This window comes from Falsiroseomonas sp. HW251 (genome assembly GCF_050563545.1).
In the GTDB taxonomy this organism is placed as follows: domain Bacteria; phylum Pseudomonadota; class Alphaproteobacteria; order Acetobacterales; family Acetobacteraceae; genus Falsiroseomonas.
The window spans coordinates 1-25,651 of record NZ_JBNXUM010000024.1 but is presented as its reverse complement, the minus strand read 5'-3'; the positions used below and the strand labels follow the sequence as shown (position 1 = coordinate 25,651).

The following is a 25,651-nucleotide window of genomic DNA, read 5'->3' as shown; positions in this document are numbered from 1 at the left end:
CCCGGCGGGCCGGCCCTCAGTGGAAAGGCAAGGCACGCCCGATGACCAGCCAACATCCGGCGCGCGCCGTGACCGGGTCGATGACCCCGGCGGGCTGGACCGATTTCCTGGCCGGGCTCGCGCGCGAGCCCGCTTCATCCGGCGAGCAGCCGAAGCAGGAACGCTCGCGCAAGCGCCAGCAGGAGATCCTGCGCGCGGCGCTGCTGGTCTTCGCGCGTGATGGCATCTCTCGCGCGCGGCTCGGCGACATCGCGGCCGAGGCGGGCGTGCCGGTCTCCTCGATCTACGAGTACTACCCGAGCAAGGAAGACATCGCCTTCGCGGTCCCCAGCACGCACCTTGCGCGGTTTTACCGGGAGTATGCCGAGGTCGCGCCGGCGACCCTGAGCGCGCGGGAACGGCTGCGGCTGTATCTCTGGCTTGCCGCGGACTTCGCGCGGCGCAATCCCGACTGGGCGCGGACGCTCTACCTCGAGATCTGGCCCAGCGTGCTGGTGGGCGACAGCCCGGTGAGGCACGCCGTGGACGACTACGTCCGCGTCATCCTCTGGCTCCTTCGGGAGGGCGAGGCGCAGGGCGAGTGGGCCGCCGATGCCAATCCCTACGAGACGGCGACCATCCTCAACGGCTCTGTCAACCAGATCATCATCACCTGGCTGATCTACCGCAAGCCGCGGGATCTCATGAAGGCCACCAATTCCATTCTGGGACGGCTGATCGCGGCGCTGCTGCCGCCGCTTCCCGACACCAAGCGCCTGCCGGCGCGTCCCCGCGCCCGGACTGCCAAGCGGCCGTAGAGACCGACACCCATTCCGGAAGAGGGAAGACCACGCCATGGCGCTCGACGTGACGGGCCCCTATCGCTATCCCGCGCCCCGCCCCGCCTGGCTCGCGCTGCACGAAGAGGCAATCCTCGACCCCGGCCAGCCGATCATCGACCCGCATCATCACCTCTGGGTGCAGGATGGCGTGCCCTATCTGCGGGATGAGATCGCCGCCGACCTCGCGAGCGGCCACGACGTCCGCGCGACCGTCTTCGTCGAGGCGCATTACGCCTATCGCGAGACCGGCCCCGATCGTCTGCGGCCGGTCGGCGAAACCGAGAGCGTGGTCGCCATCGCCGAGGCCGCGAGGGCCGCAGGCGTCCGTACCGCCATCGCCGCCGGCATGGTGGTGCATGCCGACCTCCGGCTCGGCGAGAAGGTCGAGGAGGTGATCGAAGCGCATCTGGCCGCTGCGCAGGGAAGCCTGCGCGGCGTCCGGCAGAGCTTCGCGCGCGACGAGCATTTCCCCGACGGCATCGTGCTCCGCCCCGCGCCGCCGGGCATGCTGGCTACGCCGGAGGTCAGGGCCGGGCTTGGCGTGCTCGCCAGGCTCGGGCTGAGTTTCGATGCCATGCTCTACCACGCGCAGCTCCCGGAACTCACGGCGGTGGCGCAGTCGCTGCCGAGGTTGCGGATCGTGCTGGACCATCTGGGGTGCCCGCTGGGCATCGGTCCCTATCAGACGCAGCCAGAGAACATCTTCGCGGCGTGGCGGCACGACATCGAAGCGCTGGCGCGGTGCCCGAACGTCGTCGTGAAGCTCGGCGGCCTGGGCATGATCATCACCGGCGCACGCCACCATGACCGGCCGGTGCCGCCTGGCTCGGCCGAACTCGCGGCGCGCTGGCGGCCGTGGTTCGCGACCTGCATCGAGGCCTTCGGCGCCGCGCGCTGCATGTTCGAGAGCAACTTCCCGGTGGACAAGGCCATGTTCTCCTATGCCGTGGCCTGGAACGCCTTCAAGCGCATCGCGGCCGACGCCTCGGCTGACGAAAAGGCGGCGTTGTTCCACGACACGGCGGCACGGACCTACAGCCTGCCGCAGCTGATTTCCGAGGAAAATTCGGATTGACTCTCGACTACCCCTGCACGAGCCTCGGCCCACAAAGGCAAGTCGGAGGAAGACGTTCATGACGGCGACGACGCGCCGGGGCGCGCTCGCGGCCTCAATGGGCCTGGCGGCGTTCGCCGCCGGACCGGCCCGGGGCCAGGGATTCCCGAACCGCCCGGTGACGCTGGTCGTGCCTTATGCGGCGGGCGGACCGACCGATGTCGCATCGCGCGTGATCGCCGAGCAGATGCGAGCACCTCTTCGGACCCAGGTCATCGTTGAGAACCGGCCGGGCGACAGCACCATCCTTGGTGCCCGTGCCGTCGCGACGGCGACGCCTGATGGGCACACGCTGCTTATGGTGCCGACGACGACGCTCTGCACCAACCCGCACATCTATGCACGGCTGCCCTATCGGGTGGAGGACTTCGCTCCGGTCGGTATGGCGGTGAAGGTGCCGCTGGGCCTGGCGGTAAAGACTGCCCTGCCGGTGCACACGATCGCCGAGTTCCGCAACTATGTGCGCGCCAGGCCGGGCAGGCTGAACTACGGCTCGCCTGGCACCGGCGCCAATTCGCAGCTCGTGAATGCGCTCGCCAATCTCTCGCTCGGGCTCGACATGACCGAGGTGCCCTATCGCGGCACGGCGCCGGCGCTCAACGATCTCGCAGCGGGCAATGTCGATGCGCTCGTCGACGCGCTCGCCACCCTGGCACCGCTGCATGCGTCGGGGCACATCCGCATCATCGGCAACTTCGACGACGTCCGCTCGCCGGTCGTGCCCGACGTGCCGACATTCGCGGAATCCGGCCATCCCGATCTTGTGGCCTTCACCTGGTTCGCGGTCGTCGCGCCCGCCGCGACGCCGCGCGAGACCATCGCGATCCTCAACGCCGCCGTCACCGCCGCCGTCCAGTCCGAGGTGACGAAGGAACGCTTCGCGCAGCTGGGCTTCGTGCCGCAGAGCTCGACAGTCGACGATCTCGGGCGCTACATCCGGTCCGAATACGACCGCTGGGGGCCGCTGATCAGGCGTCTCGGCATTCGCGTGGAATGACGACCCAGCCTGCTGCGACGTCGAGAACGCTTGCCGAGGATTCGGGAGGGGCTGGTACAGCCCACGGCCGATAGTCGACAAGTCGAGCAGCCCAGGGGCCGACCGATCGGGCGCTGCTCCAGGCTCGGCGGAACGCCGCCGATGGAGAGCTTCTCTTCCACGTGAAAGGCGAGCTCGTCGAGGAAGCCGACTACCAGACGCGCGACGAGGCCAGGGCTGACGTGTTCCACTACATCGAGGAATTCTATAACCGACGCCGCTCGCACTCCGCGCTCGCCTATGTCGCGCCCGAGCAGAAAGCAGCAGCGTTCCATCGCGCGGCATCAGCCGGGTAACAGTGTCCGCGAAGGCGGGGGAAGCCCACACGCCGGATCGGCTCGGTGCTGGAGATCGGAGCCTCGACGGCGCTGCTGACCGGCCTCGGGCAGGCACTGGCCATGATCCCGGGCACGTCGCGCTCCGCGGCGACCATCATCGTGGCGCTGCTGGCTGGGGTGGATCGCCGCACGACCATGGAGCTCAGCTTCATGCTCGCCACCCCCACCATGCTGGCCGCCACCGTCTACAGCTTGTGGCAGGGACGCGCATCGCTGGACGAAGTCGGGCTGGGCCAGCTCATGATCGACTTTGCGGTATCCTTTGTGGTCGCATTGGCCGTGCTGCGGTGGATATTAGCCAAGATCAGCCGGATCGGCTTTGCCCCCTTTGGCTGGTATCGGATCGCGCTGGGGCTGCTGATCCTGGTCTGGTCGGCGCAGCGCTAGGTCTGCAGGATCCGCGACATTCACGCGTTCGCCCGGTCGCGCTCCGAGCAGATCGGTCAGAGCCTCGACGATGTGCGTGCCGGACGAGGGTTTGGACAGAAGCCGGAAGGGCGCTTCGGTTCCAGCTGTCCCGGGCTCGGCAATGTCGCCCGCATAGCCCGTGAGGAGGACGACCGGCAGGCCGGGGCGCCGCTTGCGCGCTTCTTGGATCAGAGAAAGACCGTCCATGCCCGGCATCGCGAGGTCGGCGATCATCGCCTGGATCGCCGGGCTCTCGTCGAGCCTGGCGAGCCCCTCCAGCCCTGACGCGGCCGTGGTCACGGTGCAGCCGAGATAATCGAGTTCCTCGGCCAGCGTCTCCCGGACCGGCTCTTCATCGTCCACGACGAGCACGCGGATGCGTTGGACCGCGGCGACGCTCGGTTCCGCCTCCGCCCCCGCCTCGCGCCCGTCAGCCAAGCCGCCGGCCTGTGGCAGCCACAGCGTCACCGTCGTGCCCTGTCCGACCTTGCTGTCAAGGACGAGAGAGCCGCCGGACTGCTCGACGAAGCCCTTGACCATCGGCAGCCCCAGCCCCGTGCCCTGGCCGACAGGCTTGGTCGAGAAGAACGGCTCGAGCGCGCGGGACAATGTCGCGGGGTCCATGCCCACGCCGGTATCGCGCACCGCGATCCGGATCCACGCCCCCGGGCCCGGGGGCGATGGAGTGTCCGCGCCATGCCGCTCCGCTTCCACCTCGAACGAGAGCGTGCCGCCATCAGGCATCGCATCGCGGCCATTGGTCGCGAGGTTGATCAAGGCCGTCTGCAGTTCGGACTGATCAGCCAGCAGCGGCGGCAGCCCGGACGGCGCGGCAAGCCGCAGCCGGATGCCCGGACCGATTGCTGAAGCCAGCATGTCGCGCATGGAACCGAGCAGCGCCGCCGCATCCACCTGTTCAGGATGCAATTCCCCGCGGCGCGCGAGAACGAGGAGGCGCCGCGTGATGGCAGCGGCGCGGTCGGCCGACTGCAGAACCACCGCCGCGTAGCGCCTGACCGCGTCCGCGTCGCCGGCCTGGCGCAGAAGCAGCCGGACGCCACCAGTGACGGCCTGCAGCACGTTGTTAAAGTCATGCGCAACGCCGCCGGCGAGCTGACCCAGCGCCTGGAGCTTTTGCGCCTGGCGCAGCTCGGCTTCCAGCTTCTGTCGCTCAGTGATGTCCATGGTGACGCCGAGCCTGCGCAGTGGCGGGCCGTCTGGCATGCTCTCCACCACGCAGCCGAAGCTCTCCATCCAGCGCTCGGCGCGGTCGCCGACGCGCCGAATCCGGTAGGCAATCCGGAACGGCTCGTCCTGCCGTGCGGCCTGCAACACATTCCTCACGGAATCCCGATCTTCGGGATGGAGGCAGTCTTCCCACATGGCATAGGTGGCCCGGCCGGTCGGGTCAGGCTCATAGCCGAACAGCGTGAAGTGGTTCGCCGACCAGACGGTCTTCCCGCTCTGGACGTCGTGGTCCCAGGTTGCGAAACCGGTGCCCTCGATCGCGAGCCGCATCCGAAGCTCGCTTTCGCGCAGGGCGGTTACGTCCGCGACCAGTCCGATGAAGCGAACCGGCCGCCGGCTGCCGTCGTAGCGGACCATCCCGCGTGACATGAGCGAGCGCGTGCGGCCGTCGGGCAGCAGGATGCGATACTCCGTCTCGTAGCGCCCGGAGACCCGCGCGGCTGCCGCGTCCGCCCGAACCCTGTCACGATCGCCGGGATGCAGCTGCGCTAGCCATTCGTCCACGGTGCGGTGACCGGGTCCGCCGGGATCGAGTCCGAACAGGAGGCAGTATTCAGCCGAACAGACGACGCGTCCCGTGGCAATATCGAGATCCCAGAAACCGACCCTGGCTGCCTCCTGCGAAAGCCTGAGGCGCTCCTCGCTTTCGGCAAGGGCCGCCACGGCACGGGCACGGTCGGTCACATCCATGTTGACGCCGAGCAGACGCAGCGGCGTGCCCGCCTCGTCGTAGGTGATCGAGGTGATCGCCTCAATGTGGCGGATCTCGCCGTCCGGACGGCGAATGCGGAAGCCGCTGCGAAGCCGCGGCGTGCGCTTCGCGACTCCCTCGGTGAACTGGCGATCCGTCGCAGCAAGGTCCTCGGGAAGCAGCAGCCTGCACCATCCTTCGTAGCTCGCGCCGATATCGGCCAGGGAAACCCCGTAGATGCGGGCCTGCTCCTCGCTCCAGACGATGCGGCCGGTCGCCATGTCCTGGTCGAAGACGCCGATGCCGGAGACGGCCTGCGCCAGGCGCAGCCTCTCCTGGCTTTCCTCAGCAAGCCGGCTTGACTGCCGGATATCCGTGACATCAGTGACGACGCCCGCGATGCGCACGGCCCGCCGCGGCTCGCCTGCGAAGGTCGTGCGACCCTTGATGGAAAGCCAGCGATCACGCCCGTCGGGCAGCACGATATGGACCGTCTCGCTCAGCAGCCCGGGGCTGCCCGGGTTGGTCGCAGCAATCACGGCCGCGGTGTGACGATCGCGGTCTTCGGGGTGGATGCGTTCGAAGAGCGCGGCCCGTCGGTCGCGAGGGCCGTAGGCATTAAGGCCGGCGAGCTCGAGCGCTCGCTCGTCCGCTTCGATCCGACCTTCATCGAGGTCGCGCACGAAGATGCCCATGCCGGCTGCATCGAGGGCCAGGCTGTGCAGCTCCTCGCTGACGCGGAGTGCTGCCACCGCGCGCGCGCGCTCGGCGGTGTCCCAGGTGCGCTCGGCCACTTCCCGCAGCAGGGCGATGTCCTGGAGTGACCACGCACGGGGTGCCATGGTGTTCACGTTCAGCGTCCAGGCCACGTCACCCGCCCGCAAGAGCGGCACAGACGCGAAGGCGCGCATCCCGAGCGCACGATAGGCAGCCCGTGAACGCTCGGTCAGCAGCGGCGACGCCTCGGTGTCGTCGATGACGCAGGGCTCGCCCGTGCGCAGCGCGGCGACGACCTCGTCGAAGTCGGCGAGCTCGCGGCAGGCGGCGACGCTCGCGATGCCTTCGCGTGCATAGCCGGCACGGTAGAGAGCTATGCCGTCCGTCGTCCGGAACTCGCCGAAACTGGCGCGGTCCGCGCTGAGCGCCTCGACAAGCAGCCGGCAGGCCGCGGTCTGCATGACGGCAGGATCATCAAGCGGGCGCAGCGCGTCGCCCAGTCGCACGAGGAATGCCTGCCTTGCTTCCGCTGCGCGCAGGGCGGCCTCTGCCGCCTTCCGGGCGGTGATGTCTGCGACGACGCCCGCGATGGATACAGGCCGGCCCGCTCCATCGTAGTAGGTGCGACCGTTCGCCGAGATCCAATGGACCGAGCCGTCCGGCCAACGCGCCCGCACCTCGACGGCCAGCCTGCCGGTGTCGAGCGCATCGGCGAAGGCTTTCCGGAAGGCAGGCCGGTCCTCCTCGACGACGTGCTGCTCGGCTACCGCCCGCCCCCAGTCACGCTGCAAAGCGGCATAGCCAAAAATCTGATCGTGACGCAGCGATCGAGCCGACGTCGTGTCCGTCGCCAAGTCGAGCTCGAAGTAGCCGAGATCCGCAGCGTCAAGGACGAGGTGCAGCCGATCCCGGGTCGCCGGGATCTCGCCTCGGGGGCTCTCATCTGACAGTCCATGCGCGCCGGAATTGCTCGCGTCAGTTCCCAACGACGTTCCAGTTTACAACGGATCTGCCGGCCAGGTCTTTTGGCGGTTCCCAGGCGACAAGTCAAACGCGATGGCACATGCGCCTGACGGACAATTAGGCTTGCGGCCGTGGAAGCATGAACGGGTCTGGACGACAGCATCGCAACGGCGTGTCGACGCTCATTTCGGACCCTTGCTGCCTCTCGCCCTCGGTCGCTCAGGCGACAATACGCCACGAGGCCTCAGTGAGCGACTTCGAGGCAATGGCCAGGCAAAGCCCGACCAGAGCGACCAGGTCGCCGAGCACAACGTAGACCGGCGCATTCTGCGACCGCCGAAGATGCGTTGCTGTCAGCGGCCAAGCCGCGCCTCGCCCGCCTGCGCGCCGAGCACCAGGCGCCCGCCATCAGCGATCGCATGCGCGCAGCAGAGCGTGGTGGAGGCGGCGTTAGTAGAGCCGGCCGACCGGGGAGATGTTGCCTTCGACATGGTCGCGGGCGAAGGGGTCGACCAGCATCACCGTGCCATCCGGTGCGAGGGCGCGCATGGCGTGGGCGGCGGCGGCGACCGGGTCGCCCATGTCGTGCAGGCAGTCGAAGAAGCAAATCAGGTCGTAGGCCGTGCCGGGATAGTCGCTCGCGCGGCCGGGCTCGAAACTCACGCGGTCCGCGAGCCCGGCCTCCGCGGCGAGCCGGCGCGCCTCCGCGATGGAGGCCGCATGCGCGTCGAAGCCGCGGAAGCGGGACGCCGGGAAGGCTTGCGCCATCAGCATCGCGGAATGCCCGTGCCCGCAGCCGACATCAGCGACGAGGGCGCCGGCACCGGGCTTCTCCACCACGCCGTCGAGCGCCGGCAGCCATTCCGGGACGAGGCTGGCACGATAGGCATTGCGTTAGAAGGCGGCGACGCCGCAGTAGAGCCGCCCGTCATGGTCGCCCCAGGAAATGCCCTCGCCGGTACGGAAGGCCTCGATTGCCTTGTCCTCGTCGAACCACATCGAGGCCGGCACCGCCCAGGCATTCGGCATGAAGCAGGCGCTGTGCTTGTCGGCGAACACGAAGGCCTGCTCGGGCGTGAGCTCATAGGTGCTGCTAACCGGCGTGATAGGCGACGTAGCCGCCGGCGACCTGGGCGTTGAGCCATTCGCGGACATAGCGCTCCGCCCAGCCGGCACGGCCCGCGACCTCGCGCGCGGTGAGCGGCCCGGCGCCGGCCATCGCCTTGTAGAGGCCGAGCCGGTGGCCGAGGCTCACCATCACGCCGCCATAGCCGGCCGAGAGGCCCCCGACCGCACGCGCGATCATCGCGTCGAGCTTCGCGGGATCGAGTGCACGCATGTCCATCGTCCTTGTCTCCTGCATTCTCGTAATCAGCGGGAAGGCGGCAGCGCCTGCGCGACGGCCCGGCCGATCCCCTGGCCCTGCCGGCGTCCTGCGGCGATCGCGTGCCGGAAGTGGATCCCGGCGTAGAGGCGGGAGAGCCCGTTCTCCTCGGCGGCGGTCGAAAAGCCGCGGTAGCTTCGCGTCACGCCGGGCAGCGTCAGGCTGGTCAGCTCGTAGGGCACCCCGTCGCCGAGGAGCGCGATCAGCACTTCGGCCGCCGCCCAGCCCAGCACGGTGTGGGTGGACGGGTAGTCCGGTACGGGCGGCGTCACCAGGAAGGGCTGCCAGCCTGGATCCGGCGTGGTCAGCGGATTGCCGTCATCCGCTGCCGCGCGGATGGCGGTCTCCGGGCGCCAGAAGCGGTGCCGGTATTTCTCGGCGAAGCCGGCGATGAAGCCGTCGGCCATCGCGAAATGCAGCAGGGCGAAGGCGCGCGCCGCCTGCCAGGCGTCGAGGCCGGAGCGTCCGATCACCTGGTTTGCGATGCGGTTCCAGCCGAGCGGCGAGTCCTCGTACCAGAAGCGGGCGATCTCGGACTGCTCGGCGGTGCGCGTGACGCTCTCCGCGTGCCCGATCTCCTTCACCTCCGCGACGTCGCGCGCGTAGTCCGCGCTGTCGAGCGGCAGCGGGCCGGGAAGCCGGTGCTCCCGCAGGGAGATGGCGAAGGGGTCCACGCGGCCCCATCCCGGCTGCGCGGCGAAGTCGAAGGGTGGGGTGAACCGGTATTCGCCGGGACCGGACCGCGGCACATAGGCCTCGCCCGCCCGGTCGGCGCCGTCCTGGCGGCGGCGCTCCAGCGTCGTCAGCGCCGCGGCGCGGCCAAGCGCGAGGCCGGCCGTCTTCGGCGCGGCGTCGCGGAGCGGGGCGAGCGCGCGTCCATACGCGGTCTCGATCGCGGCGGCCTGCTGCGGCACCAGCGCGACGAGCACCTCCCGCGCGGCGGCGGCGACGGCCGCCTCGGGGGAGGCAAGTGGTGCCGCGGAGACGGCGGGCGTGTAGGGCGCGTAGCGCGGCTCGATCGCGTTCAGCGCGTCATGGATCGCCGCGTGCAGGATCGCGAAGACGCGCGACTGCGCCATCGGGTTGGTGCCCTGGCTCGGCGCGAAGGCGCCAGAGGCGACCGAGTTCCATCGGAGAACGGCGCTGGCGGGGGCGCGTGCGTCCTCGCGCGCGAGCGCGTAGTTAGACAGGGATGGTGCGGCCGCCGCGAGGGCCGCGCCCTGCAGCAGCCTCAGCGAGAGCAGGCGGCGGTTGGTGATGAAGCCGGTCATCGGTGGGCGTCCTTCCTCACGCGTGGAACGGCGCCCATGCTCGCGGTCCGGTCGTGTTTACGGCAGAGCCGGTTTCGCCCAGGATCGGTTCATTCGTGCCACCAGAAGGGCTGAGGGCCATGGCGGGACCCCCGACCGCATCCGCGCCCGGCGGCGCCGGTGCCGCGCGTCACGTCGCCCTGCTTGCACTGCCCGATGCGGCGGTCTCCACCCTGAGCGGCATCTTTGACGTGATGAACGCCTTCGCCCTGCTGGACCCCGACGGCCCGAAGCCGTTCCAGGTCGAGATCGTGGGCCTGAGGCCGGGGCCGCTGGAGCTCGCCAGCCGCGTGCCGGTGATGGTCCAACGGGCGGTCGAGACCATCGGCGCAACCGACATCGTCATCGTGCCCTCCGTCGTCGTCGGGCCCGACGGATGGCGGAAGGGCCGCTACCCCGAGTTGGTGCGATGGCTGCGCGCGATGCATGCGAGCGGCGCGCTGCTCTGCTCGGCCTGCTCCGGCATCTTCCTGATCGCAGAGACCGGCCTGTTCGACGGCATGGATGCGACGGTGCATTTCGGCTACGCGCGCGCCTTCGCCGAGGCCTATCCCGACGTGCGCATTCATCCCGAGCGCGTGCTCGTCGTCGCTGGCCGGCAGGAGGAGCTGATCAGCTCCGGCGCGTCCATGACGTGGCACGACCTGGTTCTCTACCTGATCGCGCGCCACGCCGGGACGACGGCGGCGCAGGACGTGGCACGGTTCTTCGCCCTACAATGGCACCAAGACGGGCTGACGCCCTTCATGGTGTTCGAGGGCCGGCGCGATCACGGGGACCGCGCCATCGAGGCGGCGCAGGACTGGGTCGCGGGACATTTCCAGGTGGCGGATCCGGTGGCGGAGATGGTGCGTCGGACCGGGCTCGCCGAGCGCACCTTCAAGCGCCGCTTTACCGGCGCGACCGGGCTTGCCCCGATCGCCTACGTGCAGCGGCTGCGGATCGAGGACGCCAAGCGCCGGCTCGAGCGGACGAGCAGCTCCGTCGACGAAATCAGCTGGCAGGTAGGCTACGAGGATCCGGCCTTCTTCCGCCGCCTCTTCCGCCGTGTCACGGGGCTCGCGCCCGGCGCCTACCGCAGGCGGTTCCGCATCCCCGACTTCGCCCAGTCGCGGCGGACCACGAGGGCTGGCAGCTAGGGGCCTGGAAAAGCGGGGCCTACCTGGTGTCGCGTGGCCAAGCGGCAGTCCGACTTGCCCTCGTCCATGCGAGTGATACCAGACGGATCCGTCTCCGGCACAACAGCCGCTTTCCGCCGAGGCCGTTTGGAAACTCGCCGGCTGGATAGAGGCCAGCGTCAGCCGGCACCGGAGCTCAGTGTTCGACAGACTGGCGCTGACCTGGCAGGCGCAGGGCGGGACGAGTCCGCGCCGCCTACGTGGCGGGGATGGCCTTTAAGAGCGGCCCGATGCCCTTGATGGCGATGGCCCGCTTCATGTTGTAGGCCAGCACCTGCAGACTCATCTCTGTACTGACGCGCTTGATGGTGCGGGTCAGGAAGGGGGCAACGCCCATCCAAGCCTTCAGCGTGCCGAATGGATGCTCAGCCGTCTGTCGTCGTAGACGCATGGCGTCGGGTTGAGCGTCGAGCCGACGCTGCATGGCATCCAGGACGCCCTCGTGCTCCCAGCGTGTGATGCAGCGCAGCTTGGCCGGCGTGCATTGAGCCTTGATCGGGCAGGCCGGGCATCTGGTCGTCCAGTAGTGCCGCAGTGTCGTCCCGTTCTCGTCGACGCGGTTGAACCACCACTTCATCGTCCGCCCGCAGGACACCGGTAAGCGTCCTTCTCCGCGAGGTAGGCGAGGTCCTGCTTGCCGAACCGGCCGTTCGCCTTGGCACCCGAGGTCATCGACTTCGGTACGAGCGGAACATGGCCCGCCTGCGTGCAGGCCATAACTTCCTCGCCGGCGTAGTACCCGCGGTCGGCAAAAACCGTCAGCGCGTGATGACCGGTGGTCTCGCTGGCCTTTGCCGCCATTCCCGAGAGCTGGGCGCGGTCGTTGCCGATGTTCGTCACCTCGTGCGCGACGATCAGGTGATGCTTCGTGTCTACCGCGGCCTGCACGTTGTAGCCGACCAGACCCGTATCCTTGCCGGTCGTCGCCATCGCTGGCGCATCCGGACCCGTCAGGGATACCTGCCCGTCGGGCGATGCGCGGACCGCCGCCTCCATCTCGCACAGGTGCGCCATGCGCTCATCGAGCCGCGCAAGCCGGTCTTTCAGCCGCCCGGTCCTCTGGCGCGCCGTCTCCTCCTCCTGCCGGTCCGCGGTCTCAAGCGCGGCGAGGTATCGTGCAACACTCGTCTCTGTCTGCTCCATGCGACGGCGGACGATGTTCATCGTGTAGTTCCGCTCACGCGCGTTCACCGCCTTGAACTTGCTGCTGTCGATCGCGACCGAGGCCTCCGACAGCAAGCCGAGCGCACGGCAGAGGAGGATAAAGCGTCGGCAGGTCGCGCGGATCGCGGGGCCGTTGTCCCGCCGGAAATCGGCGATCGTCTTGAAGTCAGGCGCGAGCCGGCCCGTCAGCCGCATCAGCTCGAGGTTCCGCTCCGCCTCGCGTTCCCGGCGTCGGCTGGACGGAATGCGGTTGAGGTAGCCGTAGATGTATTGAGCAGCGTCGCAGGATGGTAGGCGGGCCTGCCGGTGCGCTCGGGCACGACACCCTCGAAGCCGAGCTCGGCAAGGTCGATCTTCGCGACGAACGCATCAATGACCCGGACCGGGTTCTCCTCCGGGACTTAGTCGTCGATGCACGGGGGGAGCAGTGCCGTCTGGCAGCGGTCCTCGCCTTCGACGAAGCGCTTCATCCCGGCCTCCCCAGCAACGCCAAAATCCTAGCCGAAGGTCGCGGTTTTCACACAAGCTGCGCCCAAATTCGCGGTAGCTCTGTCGCGGAAGTCAGTACAGGCAAGTTCGTGCCGACCAGCCCCCTCGCGACTGGGGACAAGCGCTTTCAGGCGTCCTCGATCCGCCCCAGCAGCGTGTCGCGCGACGCTTGCAGAACGCGATCCGAGAAGGCCGGATCGTCCACCGCGCGCGCCAGGACCATCGCGCCGACCATGCCTGCCAGCAGCGCGATCGCCTTTGCCTCGGCGGACGAATCGCCGCCCGGCATCGACGTCGACAGCACCCGCACGCGCTCCTTCAAAGCTTCGGTAAACACCTCCCGCAGCGCCGCGGGCTGGCGTGCCATCTCGCAGCCCAGCGCCGCCAGCGCGCAGCCCTGCCCCGGTGCATCCCGATGGCTCGGCGCGAGGTAGCGCGTCACGGCGGCAGCCAGGTCGTCACGGCCCGCCTGCTCCGGGAGCCGCGCCAGCGAGCTGGTCGAGAGCGCGTGGCCCAGCGCTTCGGCCGCCAACTGCTCCTTTGAGCCGAAGCGGCTGTAGAGGCTGCCATGGGTCAGGCCAGCGGCCTCAGTCAGGGCATCCACACCGACGCCCGACAGGCCGCGCTCGCGAAACAGGCGCGCGGCCTCTGTCAGGATCCTGGTCCGGTTTTCCGCCGCCTGCTGCTTGGTAACCCGCATCACGCCTCCCGGTGCAGACCATCGAAGCCTGCTTGACATATTTAATGGCGCTCGCCATCAATGTCAAACATGGCGACCGTCATCAATAAGCCTGGGACGGTCTACCCTACGTCCGAACGGAGTTTCCCATGCTGCCCCAATCCATTCCCGGCGTGGCTCTCGTCACCGGCGCTTCCACCGGCATCGGCGCGATCTACGCCGAGCGTCTTGCCAGCCGCGGGCACGATCTTGTCCTCGTCGCGCGCGACACCGCCAGGCTCGAGCAGCTCGCGGCACGCCTTCGCCAGGCCACGGGCCGGCGTGTGGAGGTACTGCCGGCGGATCTCGGCACTGCCGACGGCATCGCCCGCGTCGCGGCGCGGCTGACGGAAACGCCCGCCATCGGCCTTCTCGTCAACAACGCGGGCATGGCGCTTGCCGGCCCGGCAGCGGCTGCGGATCCCGACCGCCTGGACGCAATGATGCGGCTGAACGTCATCGCCGCGACGAAGCTTGCCACGGCGGCCTCCGCGGCGTTCCGCGCGCGCGGGGGCGGCACGCTGATCAACATCGCCTCGGTGCTGGGCCTGGCGCCTGAGCGATTCAACGCGGTCTACGCCGCCAGCAAGGCGTTCATCATCGCGCTCTCGCAAGGGCTCGCCGCCGAACTGGCGGGCACGGGCGTGCGCATCCAGGTCGTCCTGCCCGGCGCCACGCGGACGTCGCTGTGGGAGAAGTCGGGCCTTCCGGTCGAAAGACTGCCGCCGGAGATGGTGATGGATGCCGAGGAGATGGTGGACGCGGCGCTCGTCGGCCTCGACTTCGGCGAACTCGTCACCATCCCGTCGCTGCCCGACGCCGAGGCCTGGACGAGAGCCGACGCGGCGCGACTGTCGCTCGGGCCGAACCTCTCCCTTCGTCACGCCGCGCCGCGGTATCGCACGGTCGCGGCGGAGTCGGCAGCATGAGCGCCGCCGCGGCCGCCCCCGCTCTCGCGCAAGCCGCCACGCTCAATCCCCGCACGCGGCGCCTGCTCCAGGATCCGATCCTGCCGACGCTACTGCGCCTGGCGGTGCCGAACCTTCTGATCATGGTGGCCCAGGCCTCGACAGGCCTGATCGAGACCTGGTGGATCTCGCACCTTAGCACCGATGCGCTGGCCGGCATGGCGCTGGTCTTCCCGCCGGTGATGCTGATGCAGATGCTCTCGGCCGGGGCGGTCGGCGGCGGGATCTCCTCCGCCGTTGCGCGCGCGCTTGGGGCGGGCCGGCGGGACACCGCGGATGGACTGGTCCTGCATGCCGTCGTCATCAACCTGGCGCTGGGCTTCGCCTTCTCGGCGCTGATGCTCGGCTTCGGGCGGCCGATCTACGGGGCGCTGGGTGGCGAGGGCGCCGCGCTGGAAGCGGCGCTGACCTACTCGACCGTCGTCTTCCTCGGAAACCCGCTGCTGTGGCTGATGAACGGGCTGGCCAGCGTGATCCGCGGCACAGGCAATATGCTGGTCCCGGCGCTGGTGATCTGCGCCGGCGTGTTGCTGCTGGTGCCACTCTCGCCGCTGCTGATCTTCGGCGTCGGACCGCTGCCCGCGCTCGGGGTCGCAGGCGGCGGCACCGCGCTGGTCGCCTTCAACCTGGCGGGCGCGCTGGTGCTGGGATGGTACATCCTGTCGGGGCGTAACCTCGTTCGCCCGCGCTTCGTCCGGCTGCAATGGGCGCCGATCCGGGAGATCCTGCGCATCGGTGGCGTCGGCGCGGTGTCCTCGCTGCAGACCAACGTGACGATCGCGCTGCTGACGGCCCTCGTGGCAGGGCATGCCGGGCTCGATGCCGTGGCCGGCTTCGGCACGGGGGCGCGGCTGGAGTACCTGCTCGTGCCGCTGGTCTTCGGCCTTGGCGCACCGCTCGTCGCCCTGATCGGCACCAACATCGGCGCCGGGCAGCGGGAACGGGCCTTGCGGATCGCGCTGGTCGGCGGCGCGATCGCCTTCGCAATGACGGAGACGATCGGCGTGGCCGCCGCGATCTGGCCGCAGGCGTGGCTGTCGCTGTTCAGCGCCGAGCCTGCGATGCTGGAGGCCGGCAGCGCCTATCTGCGCATCGTCGGGCCAGCCTTCGGCTTCTTCGGCCTGGGGCTCTCGCTATACTTCGCGTCGCAGGGCGCGGGCCGCCTGGCCTGGCCGCTCGGCGCGGGCTTTCTGCGCATGGTCGTGGCGGTCGGCGGTGGCTGGCTGGCGCTGCGACTGACCGGCTCGCTGGAGGCGCTCTTCGGCGCCGCGGCCCTGGCGCTGGTGCTCTATGGCAGCGTGCTGGTGGTCGCGGTGCGGTCCGGGGTGTGGTTCCGCGGCGCGCGACCGACGCTGCGCTGACGCCGGACAGAGGCGGTCTGTCGGTGGCGACAACGCCTGCATTTGAAGCGAGCGTACGTCCGCGGGCAGCCGCCGCCGCCTGCGACACGACTTCCTCAGTCGTTCACTTGGGGAAGCGCTACCGCCGGCGTTGACCCCGAGCGGACATCCTCGACCGATCCGCCGACAGCAAGGACCGTCAGATCCAATGGCAGCGCTACGCGAGGCATACACCCCGAAGAACTCGGCGCCTGCCGCTGTTGGCCGGCGAGAGACTGGGGAGCCGCTATACAACGAGAGCGGCAACGGCTGAGCCCAGCAACGGCCTGGTCGAGTTGAGGCGCCCCGGAAGGGGCGTCTCCGTCCGCGTCAGGCCGGCGGGGGAGCAAAAACAGGACGGCGGCACCGTCCGCCGCCCCGCAAGCCCTGTAGCGTCCGGTCAACACGCAAGTTGTGCGCATTCGCCGGAGCGGTGGAACGCCAGGGTACGGGTGGCCCGATTCCGCAGGCGAGCCGATCACGTCTGGTGCGCCGAATCATCGGATCGCGCACCCCGTAGGAGCCCGGCATCTTGCGCGCCCAGTGGAACTTGGAGATGGCGGACCCTCAGTAGTCGATGGCGTCTGAGGGCAACACGAGGCGGCCCTTGGCCTGCGATGTCGGAGCGCGCTGGCTCAATCCTCGGGCAGACCCGCTGCCCGCCAAGCGCGCACCATTCGCTCGAAGCGTTCGCCTTTGTGGCGGGACGGGTGGCATTCCCGCATGCGTGCGATCGAGACGCCGGGATGGGTGGCCCGCAAGTTCGCGATCGCCGCACGCGCACCGTCCTGGTCGCCGGCTTCCGCCAGCAGGAAGGCGAGCTGCCGGTTGGCCCAGCTCGTGCGCGGTCGCTGGTGCAGCACCTCCCGGATCAACCGAGCGGCCTCGGTAGCCTCGCCGCGGGCGGACATCGCCATGGCGATCCCGACGCGCAGGTTGAAAGCGAGCGGATCGAGCGGGTTGAGCATCAGCGACCGCTCGAAGCGCTCGATCGCCGCGTCGGGCTCGTCGCGGTAGATCGCGAGCCAAGCATACCGCGCCCAGGCCCACGCATTGTTGGGATCGAGAGCCAGCGCGGCCTCGATGAAGGTGCCGGCTCGGTCGAGATCCTCGAGGCACTGACTAATCGCCGCGCCGACGGCGGCCAGCGCCGTCGGGTCGTCTCCGACCAGCGGGGCGGCCGACTCCACCGCCTCGGCAGCCGCCCGGCGATCCGCCTCGGCATCCCTGGTCCAGAGATAGACGACTGCCTGCGAATGGCACCAGGCGAGCAAGGCCAGGGCTCGGCCATAGCTGGGCTCCACCTCCACGGCCTGGTGCAGCATTCCGATCGCCGCCTCGTTGTCCGACGCGGTCTGGGCCCAGATCCGGGGGTGGGCGCGCAGCACCAGGTCATGCGCGCGCAGGCTGCCCGGCGGGCGGTTGCGTGCGACCTCGATCTCTGCGTTGCGCACGGCGGGAAGGATCGCGCCGGCGACCTGCGCCGCGATGCGGTCCTGAAAGGCGAAGATGTCGGTTGCCGCCCCTTCATAGCGATCGGACCAGAGCTGCTGGCGGCTCGCCGCGTCCACGAGCTGCACGGTGATGCGGAGCCGGTCGCCGCCGCGGCGCACCGTGCCCTCCACGACATAGGTGACGCCCAGCTCCTCGCCGATCGCGCGCACATCTGCCAGGCGCCCCTTGTAGGTGAACGCAGTCTGCCGGGCGATGACGACGAGGTCGCGCACCCGCGACAGTGCGGCCGTGACCTCCTCCACGACGCCGTCCACGAAGTAGTCGTCCGCCGCCCCGCTGAGGTTGTCGAAGGGCATCACGATGACCGACGGCCGCTCGCGATCGGGCGCCGGCGGTGCGGGGCCGGGCGCGGTCGGCCGCGGCGCCGCAGCGACCGGTGATGCCAGCAGCACCTCCGTCTGCGGTTCCGGCGTGGCGTCGAGCTCGCGGCGCAGGGCCTCACGGCAGAGCTCGAGTTGGCGGCGCGCGGCGGTGGCGCGGCCGTGGCGCAGATGCAGCCGGATCAGCGCGCGATGCGCTTCCTCCGCCGCGGGGTCGAGCAGGAGCAGGCGCTCGGCCAGGCCCTGCCCCGCCTGCTGCGCCTCGGCGGCGTCGAGCTGGCTCAGCCGCTCCGCGAGCAGCAGCGCCTTCTGCCGAAAGCGCTGGCGATGCGGCAGGAAGAGCTGGTCGAGCGGCTCGGCGAAGGCCATGCCGGCCAGCAGGTCGCCGCGGAATAGCATTGCCGCGCGCGCCAGACCCGCGGCGTCCGCCGGCTGCTGCAGCGCCTCGAACTGCCAGGCGTCCACCGAAGCCGGCGCCCCGCGAAGCTGCACGGCTTCGACGTCGCTCTGAAGCCGCAGCCCGTCGTCCCTCGAGGCGCCGAGGGCGCGGCGGATCACTGCCAATCCCTGGCGGAGAGAGTTGCGGGCCTGCGCCTCCTCCCGGTCGGGCCAGAAGGCCGCGCAGAGCTGCTCCCGCCGCAGGCGCGCCGGCGCCGACAACGCGAGAAGGGCCAGCAGCAGCGCGGTCTTGCGCGTGGGCAGGGGCGCGGAGGCCTCGCCGCCATCCAGATCAAGCCCTCCGAGAAGTCGCAGCTGCAAGCGGGTCGTCCCCCGGCGCCATGGGATGGAGCGAAGCTATCCCCTTCCGCGCCGCCATTTAACGACGATTTAACGCCGCATGCCGCGTCACAGCACGCGACCCGAACGCCTGGCAAGCGCGCCGGAGGGAGCATCGCTCACAGCAGGGTCTCCGATCGGGGGCCCGCCAGGCAGAGGAGCAGCACCATGGCGCGCAGCATCGTCCAGACCTTCATCCCCGCAGCACCGGCAGGCCACCGCGCTACGCTGCTGCAGCACGCGGCGCACCTCTTCGCGCGACTGGCCGCGGCGCGTGCCGCCCGGCTGACCGCCGGGACGCTGGCAGCGCTGAGCCCGGAGCAGCGCCGCGACATCGGCGCCGCAACCCTCAACCGCCCCACGATCGAAGTTGAGCGTAGCGTGATGACCAATCTCACGTCGCTGCGCTGACAAGACGGTCCACAACCTTCAGCGCCGAGAGCGGTGGTATCAGCCGCGACAGCGAGGCATTTCCAATAGCCAGCGCGCAACCGTCTTTCCCGCGCGCCTGTCGTACAAGCTGCAATAAGTAGAGAGCCGTTGTGCCGCGATGAGCGAGCGGAGCGAGAGTCTGCAGTCCGCCGAGTTTGATGAGGCGGTAGCCCATTGTCGGTGAGCCGCCTTTCTGGAGGGCGGTTTGGGGCTGACGGACGAGGAGTGGGCGGTGCTGGAGCCGCTGGTGGAGGCGTGCCGTCCACATGCGAAGGTGCCGCCGAGCAATCTGCGCCGGACTATCTCGGCCATCTTCTGGCGACACCAGAGCGGGCCGAAATGGTGCGCCTCGCCGGAGGAGTTCGGGCCGTGGAGGATGGCGGCCCAGACCGTCTGACGCAGTGCGTCAGACCCGGTGGTCCCGGCTCGGCGTGTGGGAGCGGCTGCTCGAGATGGCACGGGCGCGGGGTGTCGAGCTTGGTATTGCGTTCCTCGACGGCACGTCGATCCGCGCCCACCAGAAGGGGGCAGCGGCGGCGGTAGAGACGCCGCTCCGGCGGAACGGGGCGTGGGTGAGGCGCTTGGCCGCTCTCGTGGCGGCTATGGCAGGCCTGCGTGATCGCTGACAGCAGCGGTCGCGCGGTCGCCTTCGCCCTCGCGCCAGGTCAGGCGCATGAACCGCCCAACGCCGTGCCGCTGCTGCCCGTCTACCCGGCGTGCCGCTCTGGGTCGTTGCCGACCGCGGCTACAGCAGCCACGCCTTCCGCCAGTACGTTTGAGATCGGTGCGCGGCCTGCCATCCCGACCCGCCGCGACGAGGGGCCTGTCGCCTGCCCAGCGCCGATCTACAACAACCGCAACCGTGTCGAGCGCCTCTGGGCCAGACTGAAGGAGTGGCGCGCCGTCTCAACCCGCTACGAGAAAACCGCCGCGTCCTTCCTCGGCGTCCTCTGCCTCGCCGCCACCGCCGATTGGCGCAGGCGCTAATGGGCCCTAGCCTCACCACCAGATGGGCCAGAGCCTCCGTTAGCAAGCCGCCTCGGCTGTCTCAAAGCATTCGACGACGGACACTCCCGCGGCCGGGTCAAAGCCGTCATGGTGCCGTAGCGCCGACTGGCACCAGCCGTGCGGGCATCCGACGCCGTGCAGCGAAGCTCAGCCGCTGACTGCCCGGCCACCGGTGACCGGCTCTTACCTTAGGCCGATCCGTAGGTTGGACGGACGGTCGTGATCTTGGCCCCCAGTCGACCGCAAGTCAGATACGCTTACGCAGTCACTCAGGGGGGACAAGCTGCGGGCGAAGGCGGCGTCGCTTGGCAGGCCAGGGAATATCTGTCGGGAGGACCGGCGGCGGTTCTGGACCGGGGTAATCGCGGGAACAGATCGCATCGCGCGATCACTGCCGCCTGAAATCAGCATCGCGTGCATCGCGGGTTCGGCGTTGCAAGCGCGCGACCCGCAAGCCTAGCCTTCCCGCACACCTGCAGCGGAGGACGGCGATGCAGTTCAGGCCGGATGTCGAGCGGCTGGGCGCCCTGCCGGGCGAGCGCGGGCTTGATGCCATCATCGCGATGAGCCCCGAGAACTTCGCCTATGTCAGCGGCTGCTTCATCCTGACGGTCGGGCTGATCCGTCCGCGGCAGGCCTTTGCGATCGTCCCGGCCCGGGGCAAGCCGAGCCTGGTCATCTGCTCTATCGAGCTCTCGCTCGCGGAATCCGACAGCTGGATCGAGGACATCGCGACCTACACCGAATTCGCCGACAGCCCGATCGACGCGCTGGTGAAGGAGCTGAAGGTGAAGGGGCTTGAGAAGGGCCGGCTCGGCCTTGACCTCGACTACATTCCGGCGAGCTCCTTCGACCGGCTGAAGGCCGCGCTGCCGCAGGCGAGCTTCGTCAACACGACCGAGGACATCGCCGGGATCCGCGCGATAAAGACGCCGGCGGAGGTCGCCCACCTCGAGAAGATCACGAAGCAGACGCACCGCGCCGTGCTGGATGCCATGGCCGCGAGCAACCAGGGCGACACCGAGCGGAACATGGCCGACCGGATCGCCACCAACATCATCACCAACGGCGCTGACGGCACGCTCTTCGTCTGCTTCGCCAGCGGCGACCGCACGCCGCAGGCGCATGCGCATGCCAATGACCGCGTGCCGCGCCCCGGCGAGATCATCCGCTTCGACGTCGGCGGCACCTACGGCGCCTGGGCCAGCGACTTCGCGCGCACCTATTCATCGGGCAATCCGTCGCCGATGCAGAAGGACACCTACGCGAAGCTCTGGAAGGTCCACAAGGCCACGATCGACATGGTGAAGCCCGGCGTGACGGCGGAGGAGATCTTCTTCTTCTGCAAGGACCAGTTCGCGAAGCAGGGCCTCGAGTTCCACATGCCCCATGTCGGCCACAGCTTCGGCGTCGAGCTGCACGAGAACCCGATGCTGCGCCCCGGCGACAAGACCGTGATGCGCGAGGGCTTGGTGATCAACATCGAGCCCGTCGCGAAGGACGCGGAAGGCTCGCTCTATCACATCGAGGACCTGATCGTGGTAACGGCGGACGGCCACCGCGTGCTCACCCTCGGCCTGCCGCCACCGGAGCTGCCGGTGATCGGCCGCACGCTGGACTACTGAACCGCCACCCCCGGAGGGAGAAGAGGCATGCACGCGAGACGTAGTCTGTTCCGCGCCTTCTTCGCGGCGCTGGTCGCCACCGCCCTGTCCGCCTTCGGGGCGGAGGCGCAGATCGTGCGCATCGCGCACCACCACGCCGTCGGCGGCATCGTGGACCAGGCCGCCAACCGCCTCGCGACGACGCTGCGCGAAAGGTCGGGCGGGCGGATCAACGCGCGCGTCTTCCCCGCCGCCCAGCTCGGCCAGGAACGCGAGGCCTATGACCTGCTGAACAGCGGCGCGATCGACATAACCTTCACCTCCACCGGCATCATGGACAAGGCCTACCAGCCTATCGAGGTAACGGCGCTGCCCTTCGTCTTCCGCGACTGGGGCCATGCGCGCCGGGCGCTGAACGGCGAATTCGGCCAGGCGATGACCGACGGGCTGCGCGCCAACTCCAACACGGAAGTGCTGGCCTATTTCGGCCTGGGCTTCCGCGACATGATGTTCCGCGGCGATCCCGTGCCGTCGCTGTCCGGCATGACCGGCGTGCGCATGCGCTCGCCCGAGAGCTTCGTCTTTATCCGCATGTTCGAGCTGATGGGCGCGCGCCCGACGCCGGTGACCTGGGGCGAGGTCTACATGGCGATGCAGACCGGCGTCGCCGCCGGCCTGGAAAGCCCCGCCGCCCTGGCGCTCGACATGAAGTTCAACGAGGTCACGCGGTCGCTCGTGCAGACGCGCCACATGTTCGCGATCATGGCGATCGACATGAACAAGCAGCGCTTCGCCCGCTATTCCGCCGCCGAGCAGGCGATGATCCGCGACGCCGCGCGCGAGGCCGGCACCTGGGCCGAGGATACGCTGGCCATCCCCGCGGAGCAGCAGGCCTATGACACGCTGCGCCAGCGCGGCCTCCAGGTCGTCCCCGCCCAGGACCCGGAGGCCTGGTCGCGCGCCATGCAGCCCCTGCTGCAGGAGATCCGCGGCCGATCCGCCGATTCCGGCCGACTGATCGACATGCTGGCCGCGACGCCCTAAAGGGATGACGCACGCCGAAGAGATTCCGGACCTCGCGACGGTCGCGATCGAGGACAACGATGCCCGGGTGGAACCGCGCCGCGACGTGCGGTTCCTGCTCGGCATCTCCTCCGTCCTGCTGGCCTGCGCAGTGCTGCTGGTGGTCGGCCAGATCATCCTGCGCTTCGTCTTCAACAACCCCCGCGCCTGGGCCGAGGAGGTCGGGCGCTACCTCTTCGTCTGGATGGTCTTCGTGGGCTGCGGCGTCGCCACCGCGCGCGGCAGCCATATCCGCGTGACGGAGGTCGTGGACTGGTTCGGCGATGCCGGCCGGCGCTTCAGCCACTGGCTCGGCTTCGGCTCCGACGTGATCTGCAACATCGTGCTGATCTATGCCGGCAGCGCGGTCGCGTGGAAGAACCGCTTCGTGCAGTTCTATTCGCTGGACGGCTTTCCCCAGGTCGTCTTCTACGTCGCGCTGCCGCTGGGCGGGCTGCTGATGCTGATCTACCAGTTCCGGCGAAAGCCGGCCGCCATGCGATGAGAGGGGCGCGGCTTGTCTGACGTCGGCCTGCTGCTCGGGGTCTTCTCCTTCCTGCTGCTGGCCGGCGTCTCCTGCGCGAACTCCATGCTGCTGGCCTCCCTCGTCAGCATCTGGGTGACGGGCTTCCCGGTCACCATGACCGCCGACAACATGCTCGGCGCCATCAACTCCTTCACGCTGCTCGCCGTGCCCTTCTTCATCCTGGCCGGCGTGATCATGAACCGCGCGGGGCTGACCGCGCGGCTGATCGATGTCAGCCGCGCCTTCGTCGGGCATTTCCACGGCGGCACGGCGCAGGTGAACGTGGTCGCCAGCATGTTCTTCTCCGGTATCTCGGGCTCGGCCTCGGCCGACGCCGCGGCGATCGGGTCCATGCTGATCCCGACCATGAAGCGGGAAGGCTACGACCCCGGCTTCGCCGCCGGCGTGACGGCCAGCGCGGCGACGATGGGGCCGATCATCCCGCCTTCCATCGTGATGGTGATCTACGGCTCCATCACCAACCTCTCGATCGGCGCGCTGTTCCTGGCGGGCATCCTGCCCGGAATCCTGATCGGCGTGACGCTGATGCTGATGGTGGCCTACATGTCCCGCAGGCGCGGCTATCCCCGCGCGCCGCGCGTCGGCTGGACGGACCGGCTTCGCGCGATCGGCGCGGCGCTGCCGGCGGTGCTGGCGCCGGTCATCATCCTGGGCGGCATGTTCTCCGGCGTCGCCACCGCGACCGAGGCCGGCGTCATCGCGTGCGTCTACGGCCTCTTCGTCGGATTCTTCGTCTATCGCGACCTCAGGCTGGCCGACATGCCGTCGCTGCTAGCCGACGCGGTCGAGATGACGGCTGTGCCGATGTACATCCTGGCCACCTCGTCCGTCTTCGGCTTCATGCTGACGGCGCATGGGCTCGGCTTCATGATTGGCGACTTCCTGTCCGGCATCACGCAGGACCCGCTGACCTTCCTGCTGATTATCGTCGCGCTGCTGACGGTGGTCGGCATCTTCCTGGACGGTATCGCGGCGCTGCTGATCGTGGTGCCGGTCTTCGCGCCGCTGGTGGACGTCTACCACGTCGATCCCCTGCAGTTCGCGCTGATCGTCATCATGACGATCATGATCGGCACGGTGACGCCGCCCGTGGGTATGCAGCTCTACATCGCGGCCGCGATCGCGCGCATCCCGATCGGGCGCGTCGTCGCCTGGCCGTTCTGCTGGGCGATGACGGGCGCGGTCGTCATCCTCTGCTTCGTGCCGCAGCTCGCGACCTTCCTGCCCAGGCTGCTGCTGCCCTAGGAGTTCCGACCATGCCCTCCGCCGCCACCGATCCCGCGCTGGAAGCCACCCTGCGTGCCTTGCCCGCCAAGCTCGGTCTGGATGCCATCGTCGCGATCAGCCCCGAGAACTTCACCGGCGTCTCCGGCGCGCGCATCGACACCATGGTCCTGATCCGGCACCGCCAGGCCTTTGCCATGCTGCCCGCACGCGGTGAGCCGGAGCTGATGGTCTGCGCGATCGAGAAGACCTGGACGGCGTCCCAGAGCTGGATCGAGACCATCAACACCTATCGCGAGTTCCTCGACGATCCCATGGACAAGCTGGCGGAGCGGCTCGCCGCGCGCGGCCTGACCAACGCGCGCATCGGCATCGACGCCGACTTCCTGCCGCTCGCCTCCTGCCAGCGCCTGATGGCCCACCTGCCCAACATCACGCTCGTCGATACGCACAAGGAGCTCACCGCGATCCGCGCGATCAAGACGCCGTCCCAGGTCGCGGCGCTGGAGGCCGCGGCGAAAGGCACCCACCGCGCCACGATTGAGGCGATGCGCGCGACGAAGCTCGGGGACACCGAGAAGGAGATGGTCGGCCGCATCGGCGACGGCATCGCCCGCAGCGGTGCCGAACGCCCCTTCTTCCTCTATCTTCTCAGCGGCGACCGCACAGCGATCTCGCACGGCCTGCCGTCGGACCGGAGGCTGCAGGAGAGCGAGATCATCCGCTTCGACGTCGGCGGCATCTACGGCCCCTACTGCTCCGACTTCGCGCGCACCTATTCCAGCGGCAAGCCGACCGACCTCCAGCGCCGCACCTATGCCGCCCTGCGCGAGATCGAAGAGCTTGCCATCGAGGCCGTGAAGCCTGGCGTGGCGGCGCACGAGATCCACGCCCTCTGCGCCCGCGAATACGCCAGGCGCGGCCTGACCTTCCGCATGGGCCTGGTGGGCCACAGCCTCGGCGTCGAGCTGCACGAGGCGCCGGTGATGCGCCCCGGCGAGAAGACCGAATTCGCGCCAGGCATGGTGCTGAACGTCGAATGCAGCGTGATGGACGAATCCAACACCTACTTCCATCTCGAGGACCTCGTCGTGGTGACGGACACCGGCACGCGCCTGCTGACACTCGGCCTCGCGCCGACCGAGATCCCGACCATCGGGTAGCAGCAAGCACGCTAGAGCCTCGTGCCGGAACTGTGAATCGGTGAGGGATTCCGGCGCGGAGTTGGTTTGTGAT

Annotated in this window: 21 protein-coding genes and 2 pseudogenes; 15 read left to right on the top strand and 8 right to left on the bottom strand. The window is 69.2% G+C overall.

What is annotated here, in order from left to right; genetic code table 11:
• The first annotated feature begins 41 nt into the window (after positions 1–41).
• From ACLF3M_RS24790 to ACLF3M_RS24770, 5 genes are all read left to right on the top strand, one after another.
• A complete protein-coding gene (locus ACLF3M_RS24790) occupies positions 42–797 on the top strand; it encodes a TetR/AcrR family transcriptional regulator (RefSeq protein WP_430659666.1) in 756 nt (251 codons plus the stop codon).
• A gap of 37 nt (positions 798–834) precedes the next feature.
• Positions 835–1,896, top strand: coding sequence for an amidohydrolase family protein (locus tag ACLF3M_RS24785; protein ID WP_430659665.1), 1,062 nt, complete (start codon positions 835–837; stop codon positions 1,894–1,896).
• Positions 1,897–1,954: 58 nt separating this feature from the next.
• Positions 1,955–2,932, top strand: coding sequence for a Bug family tripartite tricarboxylate transporter substrate binding protein (locus ACLF3M_RS24780; RefSeq protein ID WP_430659664.1), 978 nt, complete (start codon positions 1,955–1,957; stop codon positions 2,930–2,932).
• Positions 2,933–3,093: 161 nt separating this feature from the next.
• On the top strand, positions 3,094–3,267 hold the full coding sequence (locus ACLF3M_RS24775) for an IS3 family transposase (protein WP_430659663.1): 174 nt from the start codon (positions 3,094–3,096) through the stop codon (positions 3,265–3,267).
• Between the two features lie 45 nt (positions 3,268–3,312).
• The gene (locus ACLF3M_RS24770) at positions 3,313–3,696 is read left to right on the top strand and encodes an undecaprenyl-diphosphate phosphatase (protein ID WP_430659662.1); all 384 of its coding nucleotides are present in this window, start codon (positions 3,313–3,315) and stop codon (positions 3,694–3,696) included.
• On the opposite strand, the gene ACLF3M_RS24765 is transcribed toward ACLF3M_RS24770, so the two are convergent.
• The 5 genes from ACLF3M_RS24765 to ACLF3M_RS24745 all read right to left on the bottom strand — a co-directional run bounded on the left by ACLF3M_RS24765 (position 3,604) and on the right by ACLF3M_RS24745 (position 9,991).
• A complete protein-coding gene (locus ACLF3M_RS24765; RefSeq protein ID WP_430659661.1) occupies positions 3,604–7,359 on the bottom strand; it encodes a PAS domain-containing protein in 3,756 nt (1,251 codons plus the stop codon). The two genes, ACLF3M_RS24770 and ACLF3M_RS24765, sit on opposite strands and share 93 nt — an antisense overlap.
• 427 nt (positions 7,360–7,786) lie before the next feature.
• Complete coding sequence (locus ACLF3M_RS24760; RefSeq protein ID WP_430659660.1) at positions 7,787–8,176, bottom strand: methyltransferase domain-containing protein; 390 nt, start codon at positions 8,174–8,176, stop codon at positions 7,787–7,789.
• A 54-nt stretch (positions 8,177–8,230) separates the two neighbouring features.
• Entirely contained in the window at positions 8,231–8,395 is a 165-nt protein-coding gene (locus ACLF3M_RS24755) for a hypothetical protein (protein WP_430659659.1), read from the bottom strand.
• A 34-nt stretch (positions 8,396–8,429) separates the two neighbouring features.
• Positions 8,430–8,681 carry a hypothetical protein gene (locus ACLF3M_RS24750; protein WP_430659658.1) on the bottom strand — a complete coding sequence of 84 codons (252 nt, stop codon included), beginning with the start codon at positions 8,679–8,681 and terminating at the stop codon, positions 8,430–8,432.
• A gap of 26 nt (positions 8,682–8,707) precedes the next feature.
• Positions 8,708–9,991: a vanadium-dependent haloperoxidase gene (locus ACLF3M_RS24745; RefSeq protein WP_430659657.1), complete on the bottom strand. Its 1,284-nt coding sequence runs from the start codon at positions 9,989–9,991 to the stop codon at positions 8,708–8,710.
• 119 nt (positions 9,992–10,110) lie between these two features.
• On the opposite strand from ACLF3M_RS24745, the gene ACLF3M_RS24740 reads away from it, so the two are divergent.
• Complete coding sequence (locus ACLF3M_RS24740; protein WP_430659656.1) at positions 10,111–11,169, top strand: GlxA family transcriptional regulator; 1,059 nt, start codon at positions 10,111–10,113, stop codon at positions 11,167–11,169.
• A 235-nt stretch (positions 11,170–11,404) separates the two neighbouring features.
• On the opposite strand, the pseudogene ACLF3M_RS24735 reads toward ACLF3M_RS24740, so the two are convergent.
• Together ACLF3M_RS24735 and ACLF3M_RS24730 are read right to left on the bottom strand one after the other, a co-directional pair.
• Positions 11,405–12,842: pseudogene (locus tag ACLF3M_RS24735) on the bottom strand (IS1182 family transposase).
• Positions 12,843–12,988: 146 nt separating this feature from the next.
• Positions 12,989–13,561: a TetR/AcrR family transcriptional regulator gene (locus tag ACLF3M_RS24730; RefSeq protein ID WP_430659655.1), complete on the bottom strand. Its 573-nt coding sequence runs from the start codon at positions 13,559–13,561 to the stop codon at positions 12,989–12,991.
• A 128-nt stretch (positions 13,562–13,689) separates the two neighbouring features.
• Here ACLF3M_RS24730 and ACLF3M_RS24725 point away from each other — a divergent pair, with 128 nt between their 5' ends.
• Positions 13,690–14,508 carry an SDR family NAD(P)-dependent oxidoreductase gene (locus ACLF3M_RS24725; protein WP_430659654.1) on the top strand — a complete coding sequence of 273 codons (819 nt, stop codon included), beginning with the start codon at positions 13,690–13,692 and terminating at the stop codon, positions 14,506–14,508.
• Complete coding sequence (locus ACLF3M_RS24720) at positions 14,505–15,908, top strand: MATE family efflux transporter (protein ID WP_430659653.1); 1,404 nt, start codon at positions 14,505–14,507, stop codon at positions 15,906–15,908. Before ACLF3M_RS24725 ends, ACLF3M_RS24720 begins: the two co-directional genes overlap by 4 nt.
• A 653-nt stretch (positions 15,909–16,561) precedes the next feature.
• On the opposite strand, the gene ACLF3M_RS24715 is transcribed toward ACLF3M_RS24720, so the two are convergent.
• Positions 16,562–18,520 (bottom strand): tetratricopeptide repeat protein, encoded by a 1,959-nt coding sequence (locus ACLF3M_RS24715; RefSeq protein ID WP_430659652.1) that lies wholly within the window; start codon positions 18,518–18,520, stop codon positions 16,562–16,564.
• Between the two features lie 186 nt (positions 18,521–18,706).
• Between ACLF3M_RS24715 and ACLF3M_RS24710 the strand changes: the two genes are divergently transcribed.
• The 7 genes and pseudogenes from ACLF3M_RS24710 (at position 18,707) to ACLF3M_RS24680 (ending at position 25,578) form a co-directional block, all read left to right on the top strand.
• Positions 18,707–18,949: a hypothetical protein gene (locus ACLF3M_RS24710; protein WP_430659651.1), complete on the top strand. Its 243-nt coding sequence runs from the start codon at positions 18,707–18,709 to the stop codon at positions 18,947–18,949.
• A gap of 232 nt (positions 18,950–19,181) precedes the next feature.
• Positions 19,182–19,957, top strand: a pseudogene (locus tag ACLF3M_RS24705) (IS5 family transposase).
• 512 nt (positions 19,958–20,469) lie between these two features.
• Positions 20,470–21,603, top strand: a complete 1,134-nt coding sequence (locus ACLF3M_RS24700; protein ID WP_430659650.1) for a M24 family metallopeptidase — start codon at positions 20,470–20,472, stop codon at positions 21,601–21,603.
• 27 nt (positions 21,604–21,630) lie between these two features.
• Positions 21,631–22,626: a TRAP transporter substrate-binding protein gene (locus ACLF3M_RS24695; protein ID WP_430659649.1), complete on the top strand. Its 996-nt coding sequence runs from the start codon at positions 21,631–21,633 to the stop codon at positions 22,624–22,626.
• 4 nt (positions 22,627–22,630) lie between these two features.
• Positions 22,631–23,149, top strand: coding sequence for a TRAP transporter small permease (locus ACLF3M_RS24690; protein WP_430659648.1), 519 nt, complete (start codon positions 22,631–22,633; stop codon positions 23,147–23,149).
• Between the two features lie 12 nt (positions 23,150–23,161).
• Complete coding sequence (locus ACLF3M_RS24685) at positions 23,162–24,436, top strand: TRAP transporter large permease (protein ID WP_430659647.1); 1,275 nt, start codon at positions 23,162–23,164, stop codon at positions 24,434–24,436.
• Between the two features lie 11 nt (positions 24,437–24,447).
• Positions 24,448–25,578, top strand: a complete 1,131-nt coding sequence (locus tag ACLF3M_RS24680) for a M24 family metallopeptidase (RefSeq protein ID WP_430659646.1) — start codon at positions 24,448–24,450, stop codon at positions 25,576–25,578.
• The last annotated feature ends 73 nt before the right edge of the window (positions 25,579–25,651 follow it).

Coding starts and splice junctions, on each gene's coding strand:
- ACLF3M_RS24720 (WP_430659653.1), top strand. CDS start 14,505: ATGAGCGCCGCCGCGGCCGCCCCCGCTCTCGCGCAAGCCGCCACGCTC.
- ACLF3M_RS24710 (WP_430659651.1), top strand. CDS start 18,707: ATGGCGCGCAGCATCGTCCAGACCTTCATCCCCGCAGCACCGGCAGGC.
- ACLF3M_RS24790 (WP_430659666.1), top strand. CDS start 42: ATGACCAGCCAACATCCGGCGCGCGCCGTGACCGGGTCGATGACCCCG.
- ACLF3M_RS24695 (WP_430659649.1), top strand. CDS start 21,631: ATGCACGCGAGACGTAGTCTGTTCCGCGCCTTCTTCGCGGCGCTGGTC.
- ACLF3M_RS24725 (WP_430659654.1), top strand. CDS start 13,690: ATGCTGCCCCAATCCATTCCCGGCGTGGCTCTCGTCACCGGCGCTTCC.
- ACLF3M_RS24785 (WP_430659665.1), top strand. CDS start 835: ATGGCGCTCGACGTGACGGGCCCCTATCGCTATCCCGCGCCCCGCCCC.
- ACLF3M_RS24745 (WP_430659657.1), bottom strand. CDS start 9,991: ATGACCGGCTTCATCACCAACCGCCGCCTGCTCTCGCTGAGGCTGCTG.
- ACLF3M_RS24740 (WP_430659656.1), top strand. CDS start 10,111: ATGGCGGGACCCCCGACCGCATCCGCGCCCGGCGGCGCCGGTGCCGCG.
- ACLF3M_RS24750 (WP_430659658.1), bottom strand. CDS start 8,681: ATGGACATGCGTGCACTCGATCCCGCGAAGCTCGACGCGATGATCGCG.
- ACLF3M_RS24680 (WP_430659646.1), top strand. CDS start 24,448: ATGCCCTCCGCCGCCACCGATCCCGCGCTGGAAGCCACCCTGCGTGCC.
- ACLF3M_RS24700 (WP_430659650.1), top strand. CDS start 20,470: ATGCAGTTCAGGCCGGATGTCGAGCGGCTGGGCGCCCTGCCGGGCGAG.
- ACLF3M_RS24730 (WP_430659655.1), bottom strand. CDS start 13,561: ATGCGGGTTACCAAGCAGCAGGCGGCGGAAAACCGGACCAGGATCCTG.
- ACLF3M_RS24690 (WP_430659648.1), top strand. CDS start 22,631: ATGACGCACGCCGAAGAGATTCCGGACCTCGCGACGGTCGCGATCGAG.
- ACLF3M_RS24780 (WP_430659664.1), top strand. CDS start 1,955: ATGACGGCGACGACGCGCCGGGGCGCGCTCGCGGCCTCAATGGGCCTG.